General features: G+C 69.9%; 25 protein-coding genes and 1 tRNA gene. 19 read left to right on the forward strand and 7 right to left on the reverse strand.

The genetic code is table 11. From position 1 onward, the window contains the following. Positions 1-86: 86 nt before the first annotated feature. The 13 genes from eno to FHR33_RS30975 all read left to right on the forward strand — a co-directional run bounded on the left by eno (position 87) and on the right by FHR33_RS30975 (position 10966). The gene (eno, locus tag FHR33_RS30915) at positions 87-1364 is read left to right on the forward strand and encodes a phosphopyruvate hydratase (RefSeq protein WP_183655142.1); all 1278 of its coding nucleotides are present in this window, start codon (positions 87-89) and stop codon (positions 1362-1364) included. A 144-nt stretch (positions 1365-1508) separates the two neighbouring features. Then, positions 1509-1946 carry an FtsB family cell division protein gene (locus FHR33_RS30920; protein WP_183655145.1) on the forward strand — a complete coding sequence of 146 codons (438 nt, stop codon included), beginning with the start codon at positions 1509-1511 and terminating at the stop codon, positions 1944-1946. Beyond that, a complete protein-coding gene (locus FHR33_RS30925) occupies positions 1933-2475 on the forward strand; it encodes a DUF501 domain-containing protein (protein WP_183655148.1) in 543 nt (180 codons plus the stop codon). The genes FHR33_RS30920 and FHR33_RS30925 overlap by 14 nt, the downstream gene beginning before the upstream one ends. Continuing rightward, positions 2472-3419 (forward strand): Ppx/GppA phosphatase family protein, encoded by a 948-nt coding sequence (locus FHR33_RS30930; protein WP_183655151.1) that lies wholly within the window; start codon positions 2472-2474, stop codon positions 3417-3419. The genes FHR33_RS30925 and FHR33_RS30930 overlap by 4 nt, the downstream gene beginning before the upstream one ends. A 176-nt stretch (positions 3420-3595) precedes the next feature. Further along, on the forward strand, positions 3596-5077 hold the full coding sequence (locus tag FHR33_RS30935; RefSeq protein WP_183655154.1) for a hypothetical protein: 1482 nt from the start codon (positions 3596-3598) through the stop codon (positions 5075-5077). 88 nt (positions 5078-5165) lie between these two features. After that, complete coding sequence (locus FHR33_RS30940; RefSeq protein ID WP_183655157.1) at positions 5166-5495, forward strand: PadR family transcriptional regulator; 330 nt, start codon at positions 5166-5168, stop codon at positions 5493-5495. Next, a complete protein-coding gene (locus FHR33_RS30945) occupies positions 5492-6397 on the forward strand; it encodes a DUF1700 domain-containing protein (RefSeq protein WP_183655160.1) in 906 nt (301 codons plus the stop codon). The genes FHR33_RS30940 and FHR33_RS30945 overlap by 4 nt, the downstream gene beginning before the upstream one ends. 74 nt (positions 6398-6471) lie before the next feature. Beyond that, positions 6472-7512, forward strand: coding sequence for a hypothetical protein (locus tag FHR33_RS30950; protein ID WP_183655163.1), 1041 nt, complete (start codon positions 6472-6474; stop codon positions 7510-7512). An 18-nt stretch (positions 7513-7530) separates the two neighbouring features. Next, the gene (locus tag FHR33_RS30955; protein WP_183655166.1) at positions 7531-8325 is read left to right on the forward strand and encodes a uracil-DNA glycosylase; all 795 of its coding nucleotides are present in this window, start codon (positions 7531-7533) and stop codon (positions 8323-8325) included. Between the two features lie 116 nt (positions 8326-8441). Further along, positions 8442-9770 (forward strand): NAD(P)/FAD-dependent oxidoreductase, encoded by a 1329-nt coding sequence (locus FHR33_RS30960; protein WP_183660397.1) that lies wholly within the window; start codon positions 8442-8444, stop codon positions 9768-9770. Positions 9771-9819: 49 nt separating this feature from the next. Then, positions 9820-10332 (forward strand): ACT domain-containing protein, encoded by a 513-nt coding sequence (locus tag FHR33_RS52850; protein WP_183655168.1) that lies wholly within the window; start codon positions 9820-9822, stop codon positions 10330-10332. Next, complete coding sequence (def, locus tag FHR33_RS30970) at positions 10329-10844, forward strand: peptide deformylase (RefSeq protein WP_221241320.1); 516 nt, start codon at positions 10329-10331, stop codon at positions 10842-10844. The genes FHR33_RS52850 and def overlap by 4 nt, the downstream gene beginning before the upstream one ends. 49 nt (positions 10845-10893) lie before the next feature. Continuing rightward, positions 10894-10966, forward strand: a tRNA-Leu gene (locus tag FHR33_RS30975). Positions 10967-11168: 202 nt separating this feature from the next. Here the strand turns inward: FHR33_RS30975 and FHR33_RS30980 are convergent. Then, the gene (locus tag FHR33_RS30980) at positions 11169-11843 is read right to left on the reverse strand and encodes a class I SAM-dependent methyltransferase (RefSeq protein ID WP_183655171.1); all 675 of its coding nucleotides are present in this window, start codon (positions 11841-11843) and stop codon (positions 11169-11171) included. A 514-nt stretch (positions 11844-12357) separates the two neighbouring features. On the opposite strand from FHR33_RS30980, the gene FHR33_RS30985 reads away from it, so the two are divergent. The 3 genes from FHR33_RS30985 to FHR33_RS30995 all read left to right on the forward strand — a co-directional run bounded on the left by FHR33_RS30985 (position 12358) and on the right by FHR33_RS30995 (position 14012). Then, positions 12358-13143, forward strand: coding sequence for a Bax inhibitor-1/YccA family protein (locus FHR33_RS30985; protein ID WP_183655173.1), 786 nt, complete (start codon positions 12358-12360; stop codon positions 13141-13143). Positions 13144-13304: 161 nt separating this feature from the next. Further along, entirely contained in the window at positions 13305-13538 is a 234-nt protein-coding gene (locus tag FHR33_RS30990) for a DUF4287 domain-containing protein (RefSeq protein ID WP_183655175.1), read from the forward strand. 63 nt (positions 13539-13601) lie between these two features. After that, a complete protein-coding gene (locus tag FHR33_RS30995; RefSeq protein ID WP_183655177.1) occupies positions 13602-14012 on the forward strand; it encodes a PPOX class F420-dependent oxidoreductase in 411 nt (136 codons plus the stop codon). Here FHR33_RS30995 and FHR33_RS31000 read toward each other — a convergent pair. From FHR33_RS31000 to FHR33_RS31015, 4 genes are all read right to left on the reverse strand, one after another. Beyond that, positions 13981-15225, reverse strand: coding sequence for a beta propeller repeat protein (locus FHR33_RS31000; RefSeq protein WP_183655180.1), 1245 nt, complete (start codon positions 15223-15225; stop codon positions 13981-13983). The genes FHR33_RS30995 and FHR33_RS31000 overlap by 32 nt on opposite strands. Positions 15226-15537: 312 nt before the next feature. After that, on the reverse strand, positions 15538-16755 hold the full coding sequence (locus FHR33_RS31005) for an acetyl-CoA C-acetyltransferase (protein ID WP_183655183.1): 1218 nt from the start codon (positions 16753-16755) through the stop codon (positions 15538-15540). Positions 16756-16893: 138 nt separating this feature from the next. Then, complete coding sequence (locus FHR33_RS31010; RefSeq protein WP_312895795.1) at positions 16894-18222, reverse strand: outer membrane protein assembly factor BamB family protein; 1329 nt, start codon at positions 18220-18222, stop codon at positions 16894-16896. 36 nt (positions 18223-18258) lie between these two features. After that, entirely contained in the window at positions 18259-19239 is a 981-nt protein-coding gene (locus FHR33_RS31015) for an SGNH/GDSL hydrolase family protein (RefSeq protein WP_183655186.1), read from the reverse strand. A gap of 128 nt (positions 19240-19367) precedes the next feature. Between FHR33_RS31015 and FHR33_RS31020 the strand changes: the two genes are divergently transcribed. After that, positions 19368-20738: a cystathionine beta-synthase gene (locus FHR33_RS31020; RefSeq protein WP_183655189.1), complete on the forward strand. Its 1371-nt coding sequence runs from the start codon at positions 19368-19370 to the stop codon at positions 20736-20738. Positions 20739-20960: 222 nt separating this feature from the next. Here FHR33_RS31020 and FHR33_RS31025 read toward each other — a convergent pair whose 3' ends face one another. Next, entirely contained in the window at positions 20961-21824 is an 864-nt protein-coding gene (locus FHR33_RS31025) for an NAD(P)-dependent oxidoreductase (protein WP_183655192.1), read from the reverse strand. 163 nt (positions 21825-21987) lie between these two features. Then, entirely contained in the window at positions 21988-23130 is a 1143-nt protein-coding gene (locus tag FHR33_RS31030) for a sensor histidine kinase (RefSeq protein ID WP_183655195.1), read from the reverse strand. 138 nt (positions 23131-23268) lie between these two features. Between FHR33_RS31030 and FHR33_RS31035 the strand changes: the two genes are divergently transcribed. Together FHR33_RS31035 and FHR33_RS31040 are read left to right on the forward strand one after the other, a co-directional pair. Next, positions 23269-23463, forward strand: a complete 195-nt coding sequence (locus FHR33_RS31035) for a hypothetical protein (protein ID WP_183655198.1) — start codon at positions 23269-23271, stop codon at positions 23461-23463. Positions 23464-23582: 119 nt separating this feature from the next. Then, positions 23583-24722: a cystathionine gamma-synthase gene (locus FHR33_RS31040; RefSeq protein WP_183655201.1), complete on the forward strand. Its 1140-nt coding sequence runs from the start codon at positions 23583-23585 to the stop codon at positions 24720-24722. The last annotated feature ends 16 nt before the right edge of the window (positions 24723-24738 follow it).

Below are 24738 nucleotides of genomic sequence, written 5' to 3' on the forward strand. Positions count from 1 at the left end.
GCCGGGGGAGCCTCGATGGCGTACCGGCTGGTAGGGCTCGATAGGCTCGTATGGCAAACCGCCCTTCGACTCTAGGAGCGCCTGACGTGGCTTCCATCGAGGCCGTTTCCGCCCGCGAGATCCTCGACTCCCGGGGCAACCCGACAGTCGAGGTCGAGGTCCTCCTCGACGACAACAGCACAGGCCGCGCAGCGGTCCCCAGCGGCGCCTCCACCGGCGCGTTCGAGGCCGTGGAGCTCCGCGACGGCGACGAGCGCTACGGCGGCAAGGGCGTCGAGAAGGCCGTGCTGGGCGTCACCGACGAGATCGCCGACGAGATCCTCGGCATCGACGCCGACGAGCAGCGGATCATCGACCAGATCATGATCGACCTGGACGGCACGCCCAACAAGGCCAAGCTCGGCGCCAACGCCATCCTCGGCGTCTCGCTGGCCGTGGCCAAGGCCGCCGCCGACAGCGCCGACCTGCCGCTCTTCCGCTACCTGGGCGGCCCCAACGCCCACGTGCTGCCGGTGCCGATGATGAACATCCTCAACGGCGGCGCCCACGCCGACACGAACGTGGACATCCAGGAGTTCATGATCGCGCCGATCGGGGCCGACACGTTCCGTGAGGCCGTGCGCATGGGCACCGAGGTCTACCACGCCCTGAAGGCGGTGCTGAAGGAGAAGGGCTACGCGACGGGCCTGGGCGACGAGGGCGGCTTCGCGCCCAACCTGCCCTCCAACCGCGACGCGCTCGACCTGATCCTCGTGGCCATCGAGAAGGCGGGCTACACGCCGGGCGAGGACGTCGCGCTGGCCCTCGACGTCGCCGCCTCCGAGTTCCACAACGACGGCGTCTACACCATCGACGGCAAGGGCCTGTCGGCCGACGAGCTGATCGCCTTCTACGCCGACCTGGTCGCCTCCTACCCGCTGGTCTCCATCGAGGACCCGCTTGACGAGAGCGACTGGGAGGGCTGGAACAAGATCACCAAGTCGCTGGGCGACAAGGTCCAGCTCGTCGGCGACGACCTGTTCGTCACCAACCCCGAGCGCCTGCAGCGCGGCATCGACGAGGGCACCGCCAACGCGCTGCTCGTCAAGGTCAACCAGATCGGCACGCTGACCGAGACGCTCGACGCGGTCGACCTGGCTCACCGCAACGGCTACCGCTGCATGATGAGCCACCGCTCGGGCGAGACCGAGGACACCACGATCGCCGACCTGGCCGTGGCGACCAACTGCGGTCAGATCAAGACCGGCGCGCCCGCGAGGTCCGACCGGGTCGCCAAGTACAACCAGCTGCTCCGCATCGAGGAAATGCTCGACGACGCCGCGCGTTACGCGGGTCGCGCGGCTTTCCCCCGCTTCCGGCGCTAGTTTCTTGTACGGCCCCGCGTCAGGTCGAGGGGGCCCTTCCCCGACACCTGACACGGGGCCGCCAGGACGGGTTCGCGAACCCGCACCGGGCCACGCGGGCACTCCTGCGGCACGGTGGGGCGCAGTGAGGCGGAGGGAGCATCCATGGCGAAACGACCGCAGTTGACGGGAAGGGCCGCGATCCTCGCGGTGGTCGTGTGCGCGATCGCCATGAGCCTCGCCTACCCTGTGCGCGAGTACGTCGCCCAGCGGCGGGCGATCTCCCAGCTCGAGGCCGACAAGGCCAAGGAGCAGGAGGAGCAGCGCAGGCTGACCGAGCGGCAGAAGCAGTTGCATGACCCCAACTACCAGAAGCGTGAGGCCAGGCGCAGGCTGCACTACTGCGGCGCGGGCGAGAAGTGCTACATGGTCGCCGACAAGGAGGCCAAGCGCGCCCAGACGAGCGCACGGCAGCAGCCGACCACCACGCCGCCCTGGTACGAGACGCTGTGGGAGTCGGTCGAGGCGGCCGACACCGGCAAGGGCGTCAAGGCCTCCACCGCGCCTGCCGCAGGAGAGAAGAAGGACGATGGAAAGCCATGACATCGCGGCGGTCGAGCAGCAGCTCGGCCGTCCGCCGCGGGGCCTGCGCGGGGTCGCGCACCGCTGCCCCTGCGGCAACCCCGACGTGGTCGAGACGGCGCCCAGGCTGCCCGACGGCACCCCGTTTCCCACGCTCTACTACCTGACCTGTCCCAAGGCCGCCTCCGCGATCGGCACGCTCGAGGGCTCTGGCCTGATGAAGGAGATGCAGGCCAGGCTCGCCGACGATCCAGAGCTGGCCGCCGCCTACCAGGCCGCCCACGACGACTACGTCGCCGACCGCGACAAGGCCGCCGTGGAGGAGGGCATGGAGCCGCTGCCGCGCGACATGCAGAGCACCGGCGGCATGCCGCTCAGGGTGAAGTGCCTGCACGCGCTGGTGGCGCACGAGCTGGCGGCGCCGGGCGCCAACCCGTTCGGCGCCGAGGCGCTCGAACGGCTGCCGAAGTGGTGGGCCGACGGGCCCTGCGTGCGCGTCTCCGACGAGCAGGGCGCGCCCGCCACGGGTACGGAGGAGGAGGCCGGATGACCCGCGTGGCGGCCGTCGACTGCGGCACCAACTCCGTCCGCCTGCTGGTCGCCGACGTCGACCGGGACAGGCCGGCCGACGTCGAGCGCCGCATGGAGATCGTCAGGCTCGGCCAGGACGTCGACAGGACGGGACGGCTGGCGCCCGAGGCGCTGGAGCGCACGTTCGCCGCGATGCGCGAGTACCGCAAGCTGATCGACCTGCACGGCGCGACGGCCACCAGGGTCGTGGCCACGAGCGCCACCCGCGACGCCGCCAACAGGCAGGAGTTCGTCGACGGGGTGCGCGAGATCTTCGGCGTGGAGCCCGAGGTCGTCTCAGGCGCCGAGGAGGCCGAGCTCTCCTTCACGGGGGCGACCAAGGGGCTGCTTCACCTGTCGGCCGAGACCGGGGTGCCCCAGGGGCCGTATCCGCCGTACCTGGTGGTCGACATCGGCGGCGGTTCCACCGAGTTCGTGGTCGGCTCGGAGTCGGTCGAGGGCGCGCTGTCGGTCGACATCGGCTGCGTCAGGCTGACCGAGCGCCACCTGCGCGACGCGGGCGACCCGCCGGAGGCCGCGGCCCTCGAGCGGGTGGTGGCCGACATCGAGGCGGCGCTCGACAGGGTGGAGGCGGAGGTTCCCGTACGCCGGGCGCGCACCCTGGTCGGTCTCGCGGGATCGGTCACGACGATCGCGGGCATCGCGCTCGATCTGCCCGCTTACGATCCGGAGCGGATTCATCACTCGATTCTTTCCGCGCAACAGGTTCATGATGTGACGCGCCGCCTTCTCGCCATGACCCATGGTGAGCGCGCGGCCGTCCCTGTGATGCATCCTGGCCGGGTCGACGTCATTGGCGCGGGGGCGCTGATTCTCGACCGCATCGTCAGGCGTTTCGCGTTTGCGCAGGTCGTCGTGAGCGAACACGACATTCTGGACGGAATCGCCTACTCCATCTCCTGAAATTTCCGCGATTTGGGACATTCGGCCCCTTTGGCGTGTGTTGAGAGTGCATTCTGTTCTGTGATTAGGTAAAGGGGCTTTACGGGGGCTTTGCCATATGGTCCGGCACAGGATGGTGCCGGCGTGGCGACCGTTCCCGAGCGCGTCTTTTCCCTCACGGAATGGAGCACTCTCACATGAAGTCCTCAGGACTGGCCCGCAGAGTGGCCGCCTTCGGCGCCACGTCCGCGGTGCTGGCCGCCATGGTCACGGGGTTGGCCGCCGCTCCGGCACAAGCGGCGACCACGGCCACGGCAGGCACGGCCTCGACGGCCGGCGCCAAGAGCACGGGCAAGCCCTCCATCGCGATCACGACGCCCAAGGCGTCCGTGCGCAACTACGAGGGTTCGTGTCCGGCCACGGTCAACTTCTCCGCGACGATCGGCGTCAAGCTCAAGGGCAAGACGACGGTCGCGTGGCGTTGGCTGCACGGCGACGGTTCCAAGAGCAAGGTCCAGACCAAGAAGGTCTCGGGCAACGGCGTGAAGAAGATCAACGTCCGTCAGTCCCTGACCTTCAAGGGCAACGTCAAGGGCTGGGAGGCCCTCGAGGTCCTCGGCCCGAAGCACGTGAAGTCGAAGAAGAGCTACTTCTCGGTCACGTGTGAAGACAAGGGCAACGACGACGGCGGCCTGCGCGAGGCCGACTACGACAAGGTGTCCGCCCGCGCGTGGGCGCACCCGGACGAGTACGTCGGTCCCTGCACCCCCGGTGACAAGATCGACTTCACCGGTGTGATCAGGGTCAACAGCCCGCGCTGGGTTCACTACCGTTGGATCCTCAACGGTGACGTCGTCGACGGCGGCAAGGTCAAGGTCTGGAACTCGCGGAAGGTCGGCTTCGGCTTCTCCCCGCGCTCCAGCCACCGTGGCTGGGCGGTCCTCGAGACCCTCGGCCGTGGCGCGACCGAGTCCAACCGCGTCGGCTACAAGGTGTGGTGCAAGGGTGACGGCGGCCACCACGAGACCAAGGTCTCGGTGTCCACTCCCACCACCGGCACCAACCACAACACCTGCGCCGTCGGCGCCAACGCCACCATCTCCTCGAACGGCCGCGGCCGCGTCGAGTACGTGTGGTCGGTGAACGGCAAGGTCGTCGACAGCGGCTCCACCTACTTCGGTGGTGCGGGCAGCAAGTCGGTCGAGCTGAACGAGCAGTCGCTGAGCGGTGACGCCGCCAAGGGCGGCACCGTGTCGATCGCGATCTCGGGTCCGAACAACCGTGACTCGGCCTCGCAGTCGTACGCGGCCTGCAACAAGCCGGAGCCCGGCGCGACCTCGGTGAAGGTCAGCGTCTCGGCTGTGCACGACCAGAGCACCTGCAAGGACGGCAAGGGCTCGACGATCAACGCCACCGCGACCATCACGGTCAACGGCGCGGCGAAGAACGTCGTCGTCCAGCTGTGGAGCGAGGTGGGCGGCTTCTCGAAGAACGTCACCCTCGACTTCGACAAGGCGGGCAGCCAGACCGTGTCCTACAGCCTCCCGGCTGCGGGCACCAACGGCATCCACGCCAAGGCGACCCTCGCGGGTGGCGCGTCGGACAGCAGCCTGGCCACCTACGGTGACCACTGCCCCGCGGCTCCCAAGGCCGAGAAGGAAGCCCCTGCGGGCGCCTGATCGGGTGAACTGAGACCGGGCGGCACCGTCATGGTGCCGCCCGGTTTTCTGTTGCCACTACTGTGCATTGCGCAGTAGTGTGCATCGCGTGGATAGCACCCAGCTTCTCAAGGGCGTGCTCGATCTCGCGGTCCTGGCCGTCCTCGACGAGCGCGACGGCTACGGCTACGACGTCGTCCGGCGCCTGAGGGAGGCGGGTCTCGAGGACGTGGGCGACGCGTCCGTCTACGGCACGCTGCGCCGCCTGTTCAAGGCGGGCGCGCTGACCTCCTACGTGGTGGCCTCGGACGAGGGGCCGCATCGCAAGTACTACGGCCTGAACGACGTCGGCCGCGACCAACTGGCCTCCTCGGCCGCGACCTGGACCGCCTTCGCCGCCACCATGGCCGACCTGCTCAAGGAGAGGCGCCCGTCATGACCGCCGAACAGTACGCGCAGGCCGTACGAGAGGCTCTGGCCGATCATCCGTACAGGGACGAGCTGTTGGAGGACCTCGACGACCACCTCGCAGAGGTGGCCGCGGAGTCCGAGGTGCCGCTGGAGGAGCGGCTGGGGCCGCCCGAGGCATACGCCGCCGAGCTGGGCGCGGCCTACGGCGACAAGCCGCAGGAGCGGCGCACGAGGTTCCGTCTGGGAGCGGCGCGAGCCTCTCTGGCGGGCCACCCGGCCTTCGGGCAGCTCGCCGCCTTCCTGCCCGAGCTCAGGCCGGGGTGGTGGGTACTGCGCGGATACGCCCTGGCCATGCTGCTGATCTCGGCGGCGGGCGAAGCGCAGCTGGTGCCCGACGCCCTGGGTGAGTTCGCGCTGGTCGCGGGGGTGATCTGGCTGTCGGTGGTCCTGGGCAGGATGCCGAGGGGTCGCTGGCTGCGGATCACCTCCGCGCTGGCCTCGGGCTTCGCGGTGCTCGCGCTGATGCTCGGTTTCCTCGGCGCGCAGTCGTTGAGCAGGAGCGCGGGCCCGTCCCCGCTCGCCTACCAGGAGCCCGTGACGGTCGACATGATGGCCTCCGTCGGCGAGATCTCCAACATCAGGCCCTACGCCAAGGACGGCACGCCGCTGAGCGACGTCTACCTCTACGACCAGGACGGCAGACCCGTCACCACGAACCCGGAGATGTTCGGCTACACCGTGGACCGCTCGTGCGGCGAGCCGGTGCTCAACCGGTACCCGCTGCCCCTGCGGCTCGAATCGTCCTCGCCCGAGTCCACGCAGGCCCCCGCGGCGTGCCCCACGGCTTCACCCACCGCCGCTCCCAGCGCCATCCCGGAAGTGGCGCCCACGGAGGCTCCCACCGCCACCTCCAGGCCGGAATCTGAGTAATCCGATACTCAAGCCCCTCGGCCGGCGCCGGTGTTCTCTGGAGGCTCGGAACCCGGCACGGGAAGGGGACAGCGATGCGCTGGGCACGGATGGTGGGGGCGCTCACGCTGGGGGCGGCGGTCCTGGTGGCGCCCACGGGGGCCGCGTCGGCGAGCGCGGCGCCCTCGGTGCAGGTCAGGAATGTCCAGGCCGACGCCGACGGGTGCGCGGTGAGGTTCGGCGCCAGGATCGTGGTGCGTCCGCAGGGCCGTACCGTGAGGGTGAGGTACCGGTGGATCACCGGCGACGGTGACAGGGGGCAGACCAGGACCCTGACCTTCCGCGGGCACGGCACGAAGTCGAAGACGGTCTTCGACGAGCAGGAGTTCGAGGACGACGCCAGCGGGTGGCAGGCGGTGCAGATCCTCAGCCCGCGCAGGTTCACCTCGGCGAGGGCGCGCTTCGACGTCGAGGGGTGCGCCGAGGAGGAGCCCGAGCCGGAGGCCTCGGTCTCCCTCACGGTGGACGACGCCGACTCGCGGGGCAGGTGCGACGGCTCCGACCACAGGGTGACCTTCGACGGGGCCGTCCGCGTCACCGACGGTCCCGCGACCGTGCGCTACCGATGGCGCCTGGACGGCAGGACCGTGGACGACGGCTCGGTACGGGTGCGCCGGAGCGAGCGCCTGCGCCACGTCCTCAGGCCGACGGCGTCGGGCAGCGGCACGATGACGCTCGAGATCTGGGGGCCCAACCGCGACGCCGACCGGGTCCGTTACAGGGTGACGTGCGCGTCGGCGGCTCCCGTGGCGGGGGTCGAGAGCGTGCGGGTCGAACCGGCCAGCCACAACGGGCCGTGCCCGCAGGGGGAGAACGGCTACTACTGGCTCACGGCCAGGGCGACGATCAAGGTGAGCGCTGCCACGACCGTGGCCTACCGATGGAACTGGTCCACCCCTGGCCACTTCGACGCGCCGGCCGAGACCTTCAGCGGCCCCGGGGAGCGGGAGGTGTCGCACAGGTTCGGTGTCACCGCCACGCCGGGCGCGGTGACGAACGCGAGGATGTGGGTGGAGATCTCCAGCCCGAACACCGCCAGGTCGGCCGAGGTTCCGTACTCCATCACCTGCACCTGATCGGGCACTATCGGTGCCATGAGCTACGTACCTCCCGGCACCGGCTGGCCTGACGACCCCGCGGCTCCCGACACCCCCGTGGCGCACTCGGCCGAGGGGGTGAGGGAGCTCGCGGCCGCCAGCCGCTCGCTCGGTGAGCTGACGGCCCGCGAGTCGGTCTGCAGGGCCTGCCCACGCCTGGTGGAGTGGCGCGAGGAGGTCGCGACGGTCAGGCGGCGGGCCTTCGCGGAGGAGACCTACTGGGGAAGGCCTGTCGCGGGCTGGGGCGAGGAGAGCCCCCGCCTGCTGATCGTGGGCCTGGCGCCCGCCGCGCACGGGGGCAACAGGACGGGACGCATCTTCACAGGAGACCGCAGCGGCGACTGGCTGTTCGCCTCGCTGTACCGCACGGGGTTCGCCGTCCAGGAGACCAGCGTCCACGCCGGCGACGGGCAGCGGCTGGTCGGCGCGCGGATGCTGGCCTCTGTGCGCTGCGCGCCACCGGCCAACAAGCCGCTGCCAGAGGAGAAGGCCGCCTGCTACCCGTGGCTCCAGCGAGAGATCGAACTGGTCGCCGACAGCGTGCGCGTGGTGGTGGCCCTGGGCGGCTACGCCTGGCAGGCCATGTGGCCCGCGCTGAAGGACGCGGGGTACGGCCTGCCGCGCAGCAGGCCGCCCTTCGGGCACGGCGTGGAGGTCCCCGTGGCGTACGGCGAGAGCCAGGTCACGCTGATCGGCTGCTACCACCCGAGCCAGCAGAACACGTTCACCGGGAGGGTCACCGCCCAGATGCTGGACGACATATTCCATAGAGCGGCAAATATCGCTAAATAGCCCGTAAAGCGCCCTTTGGGGCATTTTAGTGTGGGCAGACTCACTGGGAAGGGATTGGCCTTGCCGTAGGTCGTGGGCATATGCTTGTGAATAGTTTCACAAGCGTGACCACGAGGATGGGACCTCAGGTGAACAAGCACATCGTGATCGTCGGCGGCGGGTACGTCGGGATGTACACCGCCCTGCGTCTGCAGCGCAAGCTCGGCAAGGAGCTGCGCAACCGCAGCGTGCGCATCACCGTCATCGACCCCAACTCCTACATGACCTACCAGCCCTTCCTCCCCGAGGCAGCGGCCGGCAACCTGTCGCCCCGGCACGTCGTGGCGCCGCTGCGCAGGGTCCTCCCCAAGGCCACGATCCTCAACGGCATGGTGACCAAGGTCGACCACGCGAACAAGAAGGTCACCTTCGTCCCCGGCGAGGGCGAGCCGCGAGAGATCCCCTACGACCTGATCGTGATGGCGGCGGGCTCGATCTCGCGCACCCTGCCCATCCCCGGCCTGACCGACATCGGCATCGGCTTCAAGACCGTCGGCGAGGCCATCGCCCTGCGCAACAGGGTGCTGCACCAGCTCGACGTCGCCGAGTCCACCGACGACGTCGAGGTCCGCAGGCGGGCGCTCACCTTCGTGGTGGTCGGCGCCGGATTCGCGGGCGTCGAGGCTCTGGCCGAGCTGGAGGACATGGCCAAGGACTCCACCCGCTACTACCGCAACATCAAGCCCTCGGACGTGCGCTGGGTCCTGGTCGAGGCGACCAACAGGGTGCTGCCCGAGGTCGGCCCCGAGATGGGCAAGTGGACGCTGGAGCAGCTGCGCGAGCGCGGCATCGAGGTCAAGCTCGACACGCGTCTCGAGTCGGCCACCGGCGGCCACGTGGTGCTGTCCGACGGCACCGAGTTCGACGCCGAGACCCTCGTCTGGACGGCGGGCGTGAAGCCGAGCCCCGTGGTGACCGAAGGCGACCTCCCGCTCGACGAGCGCGGCCGGATCAAAACCACCACCCAGCTGACCGTCGCGGGCACGAAGGACGCCTTCGCGGCAGGCGACCTGGCCGGCGTCCCCGACGTCACCAACCCAGGTCAGTACTGCGCGCCCAACGCCCAGCACGCCGTACGGCAGGCGAAGGTCCTGGGCGACAACATCGTCCGCACGCTCCACGGGCAGCAACTGGTCGAATACCGGCACAAGTACGTCGGATCGGTCGCGGGACTCGGCCTTCACCAGGGCGTGGCGAACGTCTACGGGGTCAAGCTTCGCGGATTGGCTGCGTGGTTCATGCACCGCACATACCATCTGTCCCGGGTGCCGACGCTGAACCGGAAGGTCCGCGTCGTCGCGGACTGGACGCTGGCGCTGTTCTTCAAGCGGGAGACCGTGTCTCTCGGCGAGATGGAGCACCCGCGCGACGAGTTCAGGGCGGCGGTCGCGAGCAACCGCCGCTGACGCTTCGGGACCCTCCTTCCGCGCGCGAGGAGAAGGGGGAGATCCAGGGGTGGGGCTCTCTGCTGTGACCGTGCTCGGCACCGACCGGCCAGGCGTGATAGCCGAGGTGGCCGGTTCGCTGGCCGACTGCGGCGTCAACATCCAGGACTCGACCATGACGCTGCTCGGCGGGCACGTCGCGATGATGCTCCTCGTCGCGGGCGATCTGTCCGCCGAGCAGTTGCGTGAGCGGATGCAGGTCGGCGAGCTGGTCGTCACGGCGGCCGCCGTCGAGGGGCGCCGCGACCCCTGTGGGGCGGGCACCGGTCTCGGCTACGTGCTCACCCTGCACGGGCCGGACAGGCCCGGCATCATCTCGTCCGTCTCCCGCGTGCTCGCCTCGGTCGGCGGCAACATCACCGGGATGAGCACCACGCTGAGCGGCCGCCTCTACGTGCTCATCGCCGACGTCGACCTGCCCGCCTCCGTCGACGTGGCCGACCTCATGCGCCGGCTGGCCGTCGTCGGAGCAGGGCTCGGCTCGGAGATCACCTTCCGCCCCTGCGAATCGGACCTGCTGTGAGCGGGGTCCCTCGCGACGTGCTCGGCGCGCCGCACCCCGTGCTGTCCGCCTCCGCCGAACCGGTGGATCCGACCGATCCCTTCGTCGTCTCCGCCGCCGCCGACCTGCTGGCCACCCTGCGCGAGGCCGGCATGCTCACGGGACTGGCCGCCCCTCAGGTCGGGCTGAGCTGGCGGCTGATCGCCTTCGACGCGGGCCGCCACCCGCGCAGCCGGTCGAGCGCGGGCGCGCTCGCGCTGGTCAACCCCCGCCTGGCTGAGGCCTCTCACTGGCGCGTGGGCAGGGAGGGGTGCCTGTCGGTGCGCGGCCTGTTCGCCGAGGTGCCGCGAGCCGCCCAGATCACGGTGTGCGGCCAGCTGCCCGGCAGCGGCGAACCCGTCACCATCGAGGCCGACGCCTTCGAGGCCCGGTGCATCCAGCACCAACTGGACCATCTGGACGGTGTGCTCTTCCTGGACAGAGTGTCCGGAGCGCGGGCACTTCACCACAGATCTCACTCTTGTTACGCCTGATACAAAGTTGTGCTCCTCGTGAGCATGGTCCGTTTCGTATGATTGCGGCGCCCCCGTGGCCCAATGGCAGAGGCAAACCCCTTAAAAGGGTTGACGTGCGGGTTCGAATCCCGCCGGGGGCACCGCTAATTTATATCCAATTTACCCCCCTGACCTGGCGTTTCTTCTTGACGCTCGGTCAGGGGGCCGCAGGCGGGGCGCCGAAGGGCCTCCCGGCGGCGGCCGGTCGCGCCGAAGACGCTCGTCCGGCCAGGTGGACGCCCTTGACTGGACTCATTCACCGAGGTTTATGAGGGTTGTCCCGAATGGGGTTATGTGACCCGCTTAAAGGCCTCTGAACCCCCACACCATTGCGCCACGTTTTGTCAAGGTGATGGGCGTAGAAACTTGTCGGGAAGCGCTCTCCGCGCGCTCGCGCGGAACGAATCGCGTGACCAGATAGTCGCGCACCGCAGCCGCGTCGGGCAGCGTGATCAGCGGAGCGTCCCACCGCTCCACCTCCACCCTCTCGAACACCGCCGCCACCAGCTCCGGCGCCTCCTCGGCGTCGAACGTCGTGCGGGAGGGCCACCACACCTCCGCCAGCTCGGGGGAGTCGGCTCGGCTGGGCGTCGCGGCCACGAACATTCCGCCGGGCGCCAGCACCCGCCTCGCCTCACGGAGCGCCTCCAGCGGGTCGGGCAGGTGGTAGAGCATGTTCACCGCCACCGCGGCGCCAAAGGAGCCGTCGGCGAAGGGCAGCGCCGTGGCCTCGCCCATGAGCCGGGGCGCGGGATGCTCGCGGAGCAGGGTGAGGGCGGCGTCGACGCCCACGACCTGGGGCAGCTCGGCGCGGAGCGCGCCGTCCGCGCAGCCGATGTCGAGAACGTGCGGCACGTGCCTCAACCGCTCGGCCAGGAGGGCGTGGAGCGACGTGCCACCGGTCAGATGACGGGCGGTGAGCCCCGCGCCGACCCTGAACCTGCCGGGGTCGGTGTCGTAGTCGCGTGGAGTGCTCATCCAGCCATCCCCTCCGGTACGGCCCGCGCTCTTCCCGCGACCACAGGGAACACCTTCGCCATGGCCGGTGTCCACAGGATTGCCCGGGGCGCCTGGCCTCGACGAAGGCGGGGTCGGGGCGCCTGCCTTACGAACTGCCGGGAAGGGACGTGGAGGCCCGCGTGAGAGACGCTGTCAGGGGGCATCAGATCGATGAGCGGCACCACGGGCGCGCCCTCGGCGGCGAGAGAGGAGGCGACGGAGACCTTCCGCACGAGCGCCACACCGGCCGGCCCACCGACATCACGGTGGCGACCCGGCCACCGCATAGTGTGGGATCGTGAAGCACCGCAGGGTCCCTGACCTGCAGACTGTGCCTGCCGGCGAGCTCGGCGACCAGCCGGGAACCCGCATGGCATCTCGTTCGTTGAGATCGCTGCGGAAGTCTCGAATGTACATAGATCCCAGCGTGACTTGGCCTGTGTGACAGCCGGTCCAATACTCTGATCACATTGGTCGCAGCGTGGAGGCAGCGATGGAGAGTAAGAACCCCGTATTCAGCCGGTCGCCATACACCCATCAACAGCAAGGGTGGACCCCGAGCCCCGAGCATCTGCAGGGGATGTACGACAACCCGGCCTACGCGCCCGCGCCGCCGGCCGCCAAGACGATGACCATCGACGACGTCGTGGTCCGCGGGTTCATGACGCTCGGCACGCTTGTCGTCGCCGGCGCCGCCTCGTGGTACTTCGAGGTCGGCATGGGCGTCGCGGCCATCTCCGCCCTCATCGGCGTGGTCCTCGGCCTGATCGCCTCGTTCAAGCAGAGCACCAACCCTGCCCTGATCCTCGGCTACGCCCTGTTCTACGGCGTGTTCGTGGGCGCGCTGAGCCGGATGTACGAGTCGTTCTTCAACGGCATCGTGCTCCAGGCGGTGATCGGCACGGCTCTGGCCTTCGCGGCGGTGCTGACCGTCTACTCCCTGCGCATCGTCAGGGTGACACCCAAGTTCACCAAGTTCGTGATCGCGGCCGCGATCGGCGCGCTGGCGCTGGTCCTGGTCAACCTCGTGGCCGGGTTCTTCGTCGACGGCGGAATCGGCCTGCGGACCGACAGCCCGCTCGGCTGGATCTTCAGCGCCGCGATGATCCTGCTCGGCACCTTCTTCCTGCTCCTCGACTTCGACGACATCGAGCGCGGGGTGAAGGCGGGAGCTCCCGAGAAGTACTCGTGGCAGTGCGCGTTCGGGCTCACGCTGAGCCTGGTCTGGATCTACCTCGAGGTGCTGCGATTCATCAGCTATTTCTCGGGCGACGACTGATCGTCCAGGTCAAGACCCCGCTGGTGAACCGGCGGGGTCTTTTCTATGCGCCACGAGGGATCTACGCGCCGTGACAAAAGGCTGGCCGCCGGGGGGTTGCCATTCGCGGTGAGGTGTTGCAGTGTCAAGCAAAGGACCTTAATCCATCCGTGGAGGTGCCCATGTCCTTGAACCACTCACCGGAGACGCAGATCAAGCTCATCGCCAGAGTCCCGGCCATCACGGGACGCGAACTCCCAGAGTGGTTCCAAGCCATCGACAACGGCCCATCCTTCCTCAGATGTGATGAACGAGCGCACTGGCTAGCCGAGGAGCACGGGCTGACCCATGGCTACGCCGCCGCCATCGTCGTCGAGCACGAGCGGCACCGTCGTAACAGAATGGGGTTCATCTAAACCCCCCGAGATCCCCCCACGCGCCCGTGCCGATCATTCGGCTCGGGCGCGCATCATGGTGTGATGGATCTCGACAAGGCGCGTGGCTATCTGGCCCGCCACCACCACGCCGTCCTGCTCACCAGGCACGCCGACGGACGGCCGCAGATGTCGCCGGTGCTGGTCGGCGTCGACGACGAGGGTCACGCGATCATCAGCACGCGCGAGGGCGCGGCCAAGACCAGGAACGCCAGGAGAGACCCGCGGGTCGCCGTGTGCGCGTTCACCGACGGGTTCTTCGGCGAGTGGATCCAGGTCGAGGGTACGGCCGAGGTCGTCTCGCTTCCCGAGGCGATGGACCATCTCGTCGCCTACTACCGGGGCATCTCGGGCGAGCACCCCGACTGGGCGGAGTACCGCGACGCCATGGAGAGGGAGCGCAGGGTGGTGCTGAGGATCACGCTCAACCGCGCGGGCCCCGACCGTCACGCCTGAGGACGAAGTCCTGGCCCTGGTCGGTCCACTCGTCGATCGCGCCGACGGCCCACAGGTCCTTCGTGCCGGGGATGGCGGCGACCGCCTTGACGGTGCCCCGGTCCGAGGCGCTCTCGGCGGTCCACTTCCGCCCATCGAAGTGAAGCAGGACGGATTCGTGTCCTGCGACCCACACGTCGTCGGGCCCGAAGGCGGTGACGCCGGTGAGCGAGCCCTCCGTCAGCGGCACCGTCATCTGCCGCCAGAGGCGGCCGTCCCAGTGCAGGACCAGTGGCGTGGTGGGCTGGTCCTCGGCGCTCTCGTAGGCGTCGGGGCAGGACGACGGGTCACCCTCGTGGGCGTTTCCGCCGCCCTTGATGATCTCCCCGACCGCCCACACATCGGTGGGGGAGACCTGCGCGACCGCCCTCAGGCTGCCACCGGGGATGTCGGGCAGGCGCATCTCCTTCCAGGAGGAGCGCTTCTGCCTGCTGTGCAGGACCATCGGGGTCAGGCCCGCGCACGACTCCCGCGACTTGGCGCCCACGATCCAGGCGTGACCCGCTCGGAAGGCGATCGCGTTGAACGCGCCCGCCCTCCCGGGGAACTGGAACTCGAACTCGCCGTCCTCGCCGGACATGACGAACGAGCCCGACTCGTCCGAACCGATCAGCAACACCTGGCCGTTGTGGACGGAGACGTCGGAGAAGCGCTCGTCCTCGGAGATCCCGAAGGGGCGCCGTACGGCCCAGCGCCTGCCGTCCCAGTGGGAGACCTCGGACGCGCCCGCCAACCAGACGTCGTCGGGGCCGGTGGCGTCGAATCCCCCTGGGCCGGACAGTGGGGGAAGCGGGACCCTCGACCAGGTCCGCCCGTTCCAGCGCTGCATGACGGGCGCGCCCTCGTTGTCCTCCGCGCCGTCTTCGTAGCCGACCGCCCAGGCCGCGTCAGGCCCTGTCGCGACGACGTCCACCAGCCATGAGGCATCCCGCAGCGGAACGCTCCTGACCTGCTTCCATCGGGGCGACCGGACCACCCGCGTGCTCTTCTCGCCGCTCGTGGGCGAGGTGTCCGTCTGATGGGCGGGCGCGGCGGGCGTCGTGCCGGTGCCCAGGGCGGGGGTCGGGCTCGCTTTCGCTGCGGCGCCCCCGCCTCCTCCGTCTCGCTCGCCCGAGCAGGCCGTCGCGAGGCTCGCGCAGAGGACGAGGGCCACGGCTCGCTGTGCGATCTTCATCGCGGGCATTATGGCGAATTTCCCGGCACGGCATGCCGTATACCCGCGTTCCTCCGGGCCACCCGAAGGTTCGGTGCGGGAGTTGCCGTCTTTCCTCCCGTACGGCAAGCCGCCCCCGCGCCTCCGTGGGCGCGGGGTCCCGACCTGCGAAGGCGCCCTGGCCGGCGGGACTTCGGCGGGCCACCGTCACGGCGCACGCCAACCCGCACAGCGGGCCCCGTGAGGGCCCGGAACGGAGCGGGGCCCGTGAGGGCGTCCAGGTGGAGCCGGGGCCCCGGTCACGTGCCACAAGGCCCCGGTCGTGGGGCGTGGTTAGGAGAGGCGCTCCAGGACCATGGCCATGCCCTGGCCGCCGCCGACGCACATGGTCTCCAGCCCGAAGGTCTTGTCGTGGTGCTGGAGGCTGCTGATCAGCGTGGAGGTGATGCGGGCGCCGGTCATGCCGAACGGGTGGCCGACGGCGATGGCGCCGCCGTTGACGTTCAGGCGGTCGAGGTCGATACCGAGGTCCTGGTAGGACGGGATGACCTGGGCGGCGAACGCCTCGTTGATCTCCACGAGGTCGATGTCGGAGATCGACATCCCCGCCCTCGACAGCGCCTGCTTGGAGGCCTCGACGGGCCCGAGGCCCATGATCTCGGGTGACAGGCCGGTGACGCCGGTGGAGACGATGCGGGCCAGCGGCGTGATGCCGAGCTCGGCGGCCTTGGTGTCGCTCATGATGACCACCGCGGCGGCGCCGTCGTTCAGCGGGCAGCAGTTGCCCGCCGTGACCGTGCCGTCGGGGCGGAAGACCGGCTTGAGCTGCGAGACCGCCTCGTAGGAGGTGCCGGCGCGCGGCCCGTCGTCCTTGCTGACGACTGTGCCGTCGGGCAGCGTGACGGGGGTGATGTCCTTCTGCCAGAAGCCGTCGGCGAGCGCCTTCTCCGCGAGGTTCTGCGAGCGGACGCCGAACTCGTCCTGCTCCTGCCGCGAGACGCCCTTGATCTGGGCGAGGTTCTCGGCGGTCTGTCCCATCGCGATGTAGATGTCGGGGACCGCGCCGTCCTGACGCGGGTCACGCCAGGTCTGGCCGCCCTCGGCGAAGGTGTTGGTGCGGGCGCGGGCGCCGTCGAAGATCGGGTTCTGGGTGTCGGGCAGCGAGTCGGAGTTGCCCTTGCCGAAGCGGGAGACCGTCTCCACGCCCGCCGAGACGAAGACGTCGCCCTCGCCCGCCTTGATGGCGTGGAAGGCCATGCGGGTGGTCTGCAACGACGAGGAGCAGTACCGGGTGACCGTGGTGCCGGGCACGTTGTCGAGCCCCAGCATCACCGATACCACGCGGGCCATGTTGAAGCCCTGCTCGCCGCCCGGCAGGCCACAGCCGAGCATGAGGTCGTCGATGGTGTTCGGGTCGAGCTGGGGCACCTTGGCCAGCGCCGCCTGGATCATCTGGACGGTCAGGTCGTCGGGACGGATGTCCTTCAGCGACCCCTTGAAGGCTCGGCCGATCGGCGAGCGCGCGGTGGCGACGATGACTGCCTCGGGCATGGGGCTCTCCTGGGTTCGTGTCAGCACTCCATCGCGAGGTTACCCCTCGGTAGTGCCGTTGCCACGACCCGGGGGCCGGTAAAACAGAACTTTGTTTCAGATAGGTGAAAGCCGGGCGATCGGGTCGCCCGGCCGCGGTCATCCGTACATGCCGGGCGAGTTGGCGGCGCCGTCCCTGATGCCGTGGATGGCGCCCTTCTCGTCACGCCAGAGCCGCCAGCCGTCCTGGCTGCCGGTGAACCAGGACGGCGGCGCGCTCTCGCCCGCGATCCGCTTGCCGTTCGACAGGTCGAACTCGCAGATGGCGGCGACCGAGTAGAAGCCGGGAGCCTGCCCCTTCAACGGCAGGGGCTTGGGGTCGGTGACGCAGAAGGACCAGCCGCGCTGGTCCTTCACCGGCACTGAGTTGCCCGTGGTCAGGTCGAAGGCGGAGCCGGCGCCGTTGTGCTTGAGGAAGCCCAGCCGCTCCATGCGCTGGGGGAAGGCCAGCCACCAGCCCGAACCGGGCACCTGGCTGGCGGTGATCTGGCCCATGACCCTGCCGGTCTCGGAGTCGAGCCTGGCGAAGCCGCCGTACTGGCCCTGCTGGTCGACCGGGCGGACCACCGGCGCGAAGCCGGGGCTGCCACTGGGATAGACGCGGACCACGGACGGGCGCATCCAGTTGATGGTGCCGTCGGAGATCTTGAGCGAGAACAGCCCGAACGTGGAGACCTTCTTCGTGCGCGGGCTGGTGTACGGCGCGACGTAGCCGACGAGGTTCTCGCCCGTCGACCCGAACGCCCAGCCGCCCGACATGTCGATGCCGGAGCCCAGGGCCTGCTCGATGGGCTGCTGCCACTGGAGCTTGCCCGACTTGAGCTCGTAGGACTCGATCATCGGGTTGGCCGCCAGGCGCAGCAGCAGCACCCTGTTGGCGTCGGACCACTCCACCTCGGCGATGCCTGGGAGCTTCCACTTCTGCTTGCCTGTCGCGGGGTCGAGCACGACCACCCTGGCGGCCGACAGGGCGGTGTGCTCCGACAGGCACACGTAGGGCCCGCAGCGCTGGGGGCCGAAGGTCGAGTGGACGGGCCTGGCCCACTTCTGGCTGCCCGTGCGGGCGTCGCGGGCGACGAGGACGGCGTTCCACCTGCCCTTCTTGCCTGGGTCGAGCGAGACGATGACGTTGTCGACGATCGCGGGTGGCGGCACGCCCATGCCCGGCAGCCGCCCCGCCATCGTGGCGGGCTGGGCCCACAGCTTCTTGCCTGTGGTCAGGTCGAGGGCGACGGTCTCGAGTGTGCCGTCGGGCTTCATGGAGGTGGTCGTGGCCACGCCTGCGGCGGTGACCATGCGGCTGACCACGTTGACGTCGGTGTTGTGCCAGGTCGGGAAGGCTGTCGTGGCGGCGTCGCTGCCTGAGCAGGCGGCCAGGGAAAGGGTTCCGGCCAGGGCGAGGGCCGGTTTCGCGAGGGGCCGGAGCACGGTTATTCCACTCCAATGGGGGCGAGGAGTGGCGGCTCAGCCGGGGAGGGTGTCTTCTGGTCGCCGGCGGAAGAGCGTGACCCATCTACCGTGAGGGCCCGTCGCCCGCCCTGCGACCCTGGTCGCGGTGACCTCTGTGCCTGACTCCTCCGCAGCCGTCGCCGCCGCAAGGTAAATCGTTTGCAGACCTTCGCCACGCCTGGGATGTGGTTCAGGCCACAACCCCAACGCAGCGCATACAGAAGGTAGCACCGCGTAAGCGGCCTGGGCGTAACCTCGGTCAGATGGATGGAAACGATCCGGTCCGAACATTTCGCCCGGGTTTGTGGCAAATTCCGGCCCCAGAAGGTCGGCGAAGGCGACCGTCCTGCCCCCCGCCTCGACCACCGCGACCGTCTGCGCGGCGGCGAGCTGGCGGCTCCATCGCCTGGTCACCCACCGCAGCGGCTGGCCGATCGGGCGCACCGTGCCGAGATCGGGGCAGGTGCCCACGATGACCTCCGCGCCCACCTCGCGCAGGCGCCGCACCGCCTTGGCCAGATGCCGTACGGCGGTCGCGGGCGGCGTCTGCGTGGTCACGTCGTTGGCGCCGACGAAGATGACGGCCACGTCCGGACGCGCCTTGAGCGCTCGGTCCACCTGGTCGCCCAGCTCGACCGAGGCGGCCCCCGACTTGCCCACGACGGTCAGCCGTACGGGGCGCTCGGCCACGGAGGCCAGGCCGTGCGCCAGCCGTACGCCAGGGGTGTCCTCGGGGTTGCTCATGCCGAGGCCGACGGAGAGGGAGTCGCCGAGCATGACGAGGCTGACGGGCTCGCCGGGGAAGTCGCCGTACAGGCCGTCGGACGGCGGGCCCTCCATGCCGTGAGGACGGCCGATCACCCGCCTGGCGACCAGGCTTTCGGCGATCAGCAGGCCGTACGCCGTCGCGCCCAGAGCTGTCAGACCGCCCCCGCCCACCGCGGCCGCCGCGGCGATCCTGCGCGCCGTGCGCGCCACCCCCGGAGTCCAGATCACTCGGCGGCCCCCCTCGACCTGTCGCGACGGTAGCGTTATCAGGAAACCTAGCTGAGGCCCCACCACCCCCTGGGGGCCCTGGCCATCCACAAGCTGATCAAGCTTCTGCAAAGAAGGTGAACACCTCAGTGCGCGTTTACGATTCCCTGATCGAGCTCATGGGGAACACTCCGCTCGTCAGGCTGCACAAGGTCTCGGCGGGCCTTCCCGCACAGGTGCTCGCCAAGGTCGAGTACTTCAACCCGGGCGGCTCGGTGAAGGACCGCATCGCGGTACGGATGATCGAGGCGGCGGAGGCGTCGGGGGCGTTGCGGCCCGGCGGCACCATCGTCGAGCCGACCTCGGGCAACACCGGCGTCGGGCTGGCCATCGTGGCCCAGAGGAAGGGCTACAAGTGCGTCTTCGTCGTGCCCGACAAGGTCGCCCAGGACAAGATCTCTGTGCTCAGGGCCTACGGAGCCGAGGTCGTGGTGTGCCCCACCGCGGTCTCGCCCGACCACCCCGAGTCCTACTACTCGGTGTCCGACAGGCTGGCCCGCGAGATTCCCAACGCGTGGAAGCCGGACCAGTACTCCAACGTCCAGAACCCCGAGTCGCACTACCACTCGACGGGTCCTGAGCTGTGGGAGCAGACCGAGGGCCGCATCACGCACTTCGTGGCGGGCGTCGGCACCGGCGGCACCATCAGCGGCACGGGCCGCTACCTCAAGGAGGTCTCCGGCGGCCGGGTGAAGATCATCGGCGCCGACCCCGAGGGTTCGGTCTACTCCGGTGGCACGGGACGCCCGTACCTGGTCGAGGGCGTGGGGGAGGACATCTGGCCCGCGACCTACGACACGACGATCTGCGACGAGATCATCGCCGTCTCCGACAAGGACTCCTTCAACATGACCAGGCGCCTGGCCCGCGAGGAGGCGCTGCTGGTGGGCGGCTCCTGCGGCATGGCCGCGGTCGCCGCGCTGCAGGTGGCGGCCAAGGCCGGGCCTGACGACGTGGTCGTCGTGCTGCTGCCCGACGGCGGGCGCGGCTACCTGTCGAAGATCTTCAACGACGAGTGGATGGCCGACTACGGCTTCCTCACCACCCCCTCGGAGCGGGGGCTGGTGCGGGACGTGCTGTCGCGCAAGGGCGGCACCATGCCGTCCTTCGTCCACGCGCATCCGCACGAGTCGGTCGGCACGGCGATCTCCATCATGCGGGAGTACTCCGTCTCGCAGCTGCCTGTCATGAAGGAGGAGCCGCCGGTGATGGCGGCCGAGGTCGTCGGGTCCATCGTGGAGCGCGACCTGCTGGAGGCGCTGTACCGGGGCAAGCTCAGCTCCGACGACCCGATCGCCGAGCACATGTCGCAGCCGCTGCCGATGATCGGCGCGGGCGAGTCGGTGTCGCGGGCGGTGGAGGCGCTGGAGAAGGCGGACGCGGCGGTGGTGCTGGAGGACGGCAAGCCCGCCGGCCTCCTCACCCGCCAGGACCTCCTCGCCTTCCTTGCCAACCACTGACGCGTCGGGGGAGGCCCACTCCCGGAAGACCCCGTGACCGCCCACACGATCAGACCGTGTGGGCGATCACGGCCGGGTGTCCTGGGGACGGGCGTCTCGCCTCCACGGAGAGGCGGCGAACCTCGGCCTGCTCCCCGGCGTCCTGGGGGCTGTGTCGACGTCCCAGGGAGCTTCGAGGGACCTCGGGCCCCGCTCCGGCTGGGGCGGGCGCCGTACGGGTGGTCAGGGCTTCTTGATGGACTCGATGACGGTGCCCAGGCCCTCGGCTCCGCGCCCCTCCGCGTCGGCGCGCTCGAACAGGCGCTTCAGCGCGACGGGCAGCGTGGCGTCGATCCCCGCCTCCTCGAACGCGTGCACCACATGGCCCATCCCCACCGCCTGCATGTGCAGGCTGTTGGCCTCGCCGGGGTAGGACCGCTCCTCGAACTCGGCCGTGAGGTACTTCAGGAACCCCATCGGCCCCTCGCCCGCGATCCCGCCGAACGTCTCCTGCGCGAAGGGAAGCAGCTGGGAAGGCGCCACCCCCGCGCTCTGCGCCAGCGCGCTCGCGTACATGTACGCCGTCAGCCCGGACCAGAACATGAACAGCTGCGACTGGTAGAAGACCATCGCCAGTCCCGGGTCGGCGCCGACGTAGGTGACGTCGCTGATCGCCTTCAACGTCTCGGTGTGGCGGGTGACGACCTCGGCAGGCCCGCTGTAGAAGGTGTAGGCGCCGGGCCGGCCGATGCCGGGCGGCGGGACCATGATGCCTCCGGTGACGAGCACGCCGCCGCGCGCGGCCACCCAGTCCGAGGCCTCGCGCAGGACCGAGGGGGCGTCGGAGCTGAGGTTGACCAGCACCTTCCCCCGCAGGTCGACGTCGCCGAGGCTGTCGTACATCGCCTGGTAGTCCAGCTGGCTGATCACCAGGAGCTCTCCGGCCTCGGCGGGCGAGGACGCCTCGTGCGCGCCGAGCGCCACCAGCGCGCCCGCCTTGCCGGGTGTCCTGTTCCACACCGTCACCTGGTGGCCCGCCTTCAAGAACGTCTCGGCCATCGTCGAGCCCATGGCCCCGAGGCCGATCACAGTCACATGCGTTGTCATGCCCCCAGCTTCGGCGACCGTACTTCGGGAATCCTTATGGTCGGCTCAGGGTCATGCGTCGCGCGCTCGGCCCGGCCGACGCGGTGGTGCGCGACCCCTCCGGCTACCGGCCGGCCGGGGCGCTCCGGAGCTGGGTGAGCGGGAGTGCGACAGGCTCCCCGCCTCAGGTGAGGGGGAACTCGGCGAACACCTCCCACGCGCCTTCAGGGGTGGGCCCTGCCAGCAGCCTGCCGCCGAGCGCCTCGACCCTCTCGGCCATGCCGACCAGCCCGAAGCCCCCGCCTAGGCGTGAGAGGCGCGGGTCGGTGGCCGAGCCGTAGTTGCGCACGCGCAGCCGTACGGTGCGCTCGTGGAGCCGCAGATCGACCTCCACCCATCCGGTTCCGGGGGCGTGGCGGCGGACGTTGGTGAGCGACTCCTGCAGCACCCTGTGCAGGGTGGTCATGACCTCGGGCGGCAGCGCGCCGTCGGTGATGCCCTGACCGACCTCGAAGGAGACGCCCGGCCCGCCGGCGCTGAAGCGCTCGGTGAGCAGGCGCAGGTCGGCGAGGGAGGTGCCGGGGGTGCGGGCGGCCTCGTCCTCCGCGCGCAGCACGCTGACCAGGCGGCGCATCGAGGTGAGCGCCTCGACCCCCGCGTTGGCGATGGCGTCGAGGGCGGGGGTGACCGCCTCGGGCTTCATCTCGGCGACCGTCCTGGCGGCCTGGGCCTGAACCACGATGCCGGTGATGTGGTGGGCGACCAGGTCGTGCAGCTCCCTGGCCAGCTCCAGACGTTCGGACCGGCGGACGGTGTGGATGGCCTCGACGCGCCGCTCCTGCTGGAAGCGCAGGTAGCCGCCGACGCCCGCCGCGGTGGCCCAGCCGATGAACAGCATGAAGGAGAAGGCCAGGCCGCCGTTGTGATAGTCGCGCATGCCGCCCTCGGCCATCAGCACGCCCATCGCCACCAGGCTCAGCGTGGCCGCCCTCCGCACGGGCTCGACGTGCCGCAGGACGCCGATGGTGAGAATGAGCAGCGCGCCGCTCTCCGCCGACCCTGGGACCCCTACGACGTTGATCGCGCCGATGAGGAGGGAGACGCCGAGGGAGCAGGCCATCAGGACGGCGAACCCCTCGATCCTGTAGCGCCTGCGCAGCACCACCGCCACGATGCCGACGGCCCCGCACACGGGAACCAGGAACTGCAGCCCTCCCGCACCCACGGCGACGGCCAGATCGACCAGCAGCATCATGCTCAGCCAGCCGATCATGGCGATCTCGCTGAGCCGCCTGACCCAGTAGACGAAGCGTTTGTTGTCCCCCACGGCACCCGAGCCTAGGCCGGAAGTCGGAGCCCTCATATCCACCATTCGGCCGACCTCCTGAACCGGGGACCAGTCCTTCAGTCGATTCGGGGCCGGCGTCGCGGCGGGCATGCTTGAAGCGTCGAAGGGGATGAGGAAATGGTCGTTATCGGATTCGTGTTCCTGGGCATCGGGCTCGTCGTCGCCGTCCTGCTGGCGCTGGCCGACCCGGTGCTGCTCTCCCGCATCAACGGGGAGCCGGCCGAGGGCGCGAGCGGCCGTCACATCAACGCCGACGTCGTGCGGCTGCCGCGGCCCGCCGCCGAGGAGTTGAGCGAGAGCAGGGCGGCCTGACACCAGACCCGTCACGGGTGGGCGGTTGGGGGACAAGCCGCGCGTGACGACGAGAGGCCCGTGATCGGTTGGGGGACGGATCACGGGCTTCACGTTTTTCCTGGGCTAGCGTGGGGGGCATGAGCAATGGTTTTGAGACCCTGGCGATTCACGCAGGCCAGGAGCCCGACCCGGTGACCGGCGCGGTCGTGCCGCCGATCTACGCCACGTCCACCTACAAGCAGGACGGCGTGGGCGGTCTCCGGGGCGGATATGAGTACAGCCGGTCGGCCAACCCGACGCGGACCGCGCTGGAGGAGGCGCTGGCCGCGGTCGAGGGCGGCGTGAGGGGCATGGCGTTCGCCTCCGGCCTGGCGGCCGAGGACACCCTGCTGCGCACCGTCTGCAGGCCCAACGACCACGTGGTGATCCCGAACGACGCCTACGGGGGCACCTACCGGCTGTTCTCCAAGGTCCACGAGCGCTGGGGGCTGCACTACGACCCCGTGCCGCTGGGCGACCTCGACGCGGTGGCCGCGGCCATGACGCAGAAGACCAGGCTGATCTGGGTCGAGACGCCGACGAACCCGCTGCTCGGCATCGCCGACATCGCCGCGCTTGCCCAGCTGGCGCACGAGAACGACGCGCTGCTCGTGGTGGACAACACCTTCGCCTCGCCGTACCTGCAGCAGCCGCTGGCGCTGGGCGCCGACGTGGTCGTGCACTCGACCACGAAGTACGTCGGAGGGCACTCCGACGTGGTCGGCGGCGCGCTGATCGCCGCGGACAAGGGGCTGGGCGACGAGCTGGCCTACCACCAGAACGCGATGGGAGGCGTAGCAGGCCCGTTCGACGCGTGGCTGACGCTGCGCGGGCTGAAGACGCTCGGCGTGCGGATGGACCGCCACTGCGACAACGCCGAGCGCGTGGTCGACCTGCTGCTCGCCCACCCGCGCGTCACGCAGGTCCTCTACCCGGGCCTCGACGAGCACCCGGGGCACGAGGTGGCGGCCAAGCAGATGAAGCGCTTCGGCGGCATGGTCTCCTTCCGCGTCGACGGCGGCGAGCAGGAGGCCGTCGACATCTGCGACAGGACGAAGCTGTTCACGCTGGGCGAGTCGCTCGGCGGCGTGGAGTCGCTGATCGAGCACCCCGGCAGGATGACGCACGCCTCGGCGGCCGGCTCGCCGCTGGAGGTGCCCTCCGACCTGGTGCGGCTGTCGGTCGGCATCGAGACCGTCGACGACCTCCTCGCCGACCTGACCCAGGCGCTGGGCTAGGGCTTTCCCGCGAGGC

Source organism: Nonomuraea dietziae (genome assembly GCF_014195505.1).
GTDB classification, from domain to species: domain Bacteria; phylum Actinomycetota; class Actinomycetes; order Streptosporangiales; family Streptosporangiaceae; genus Nonomuraea; species Nonomuraea roseola.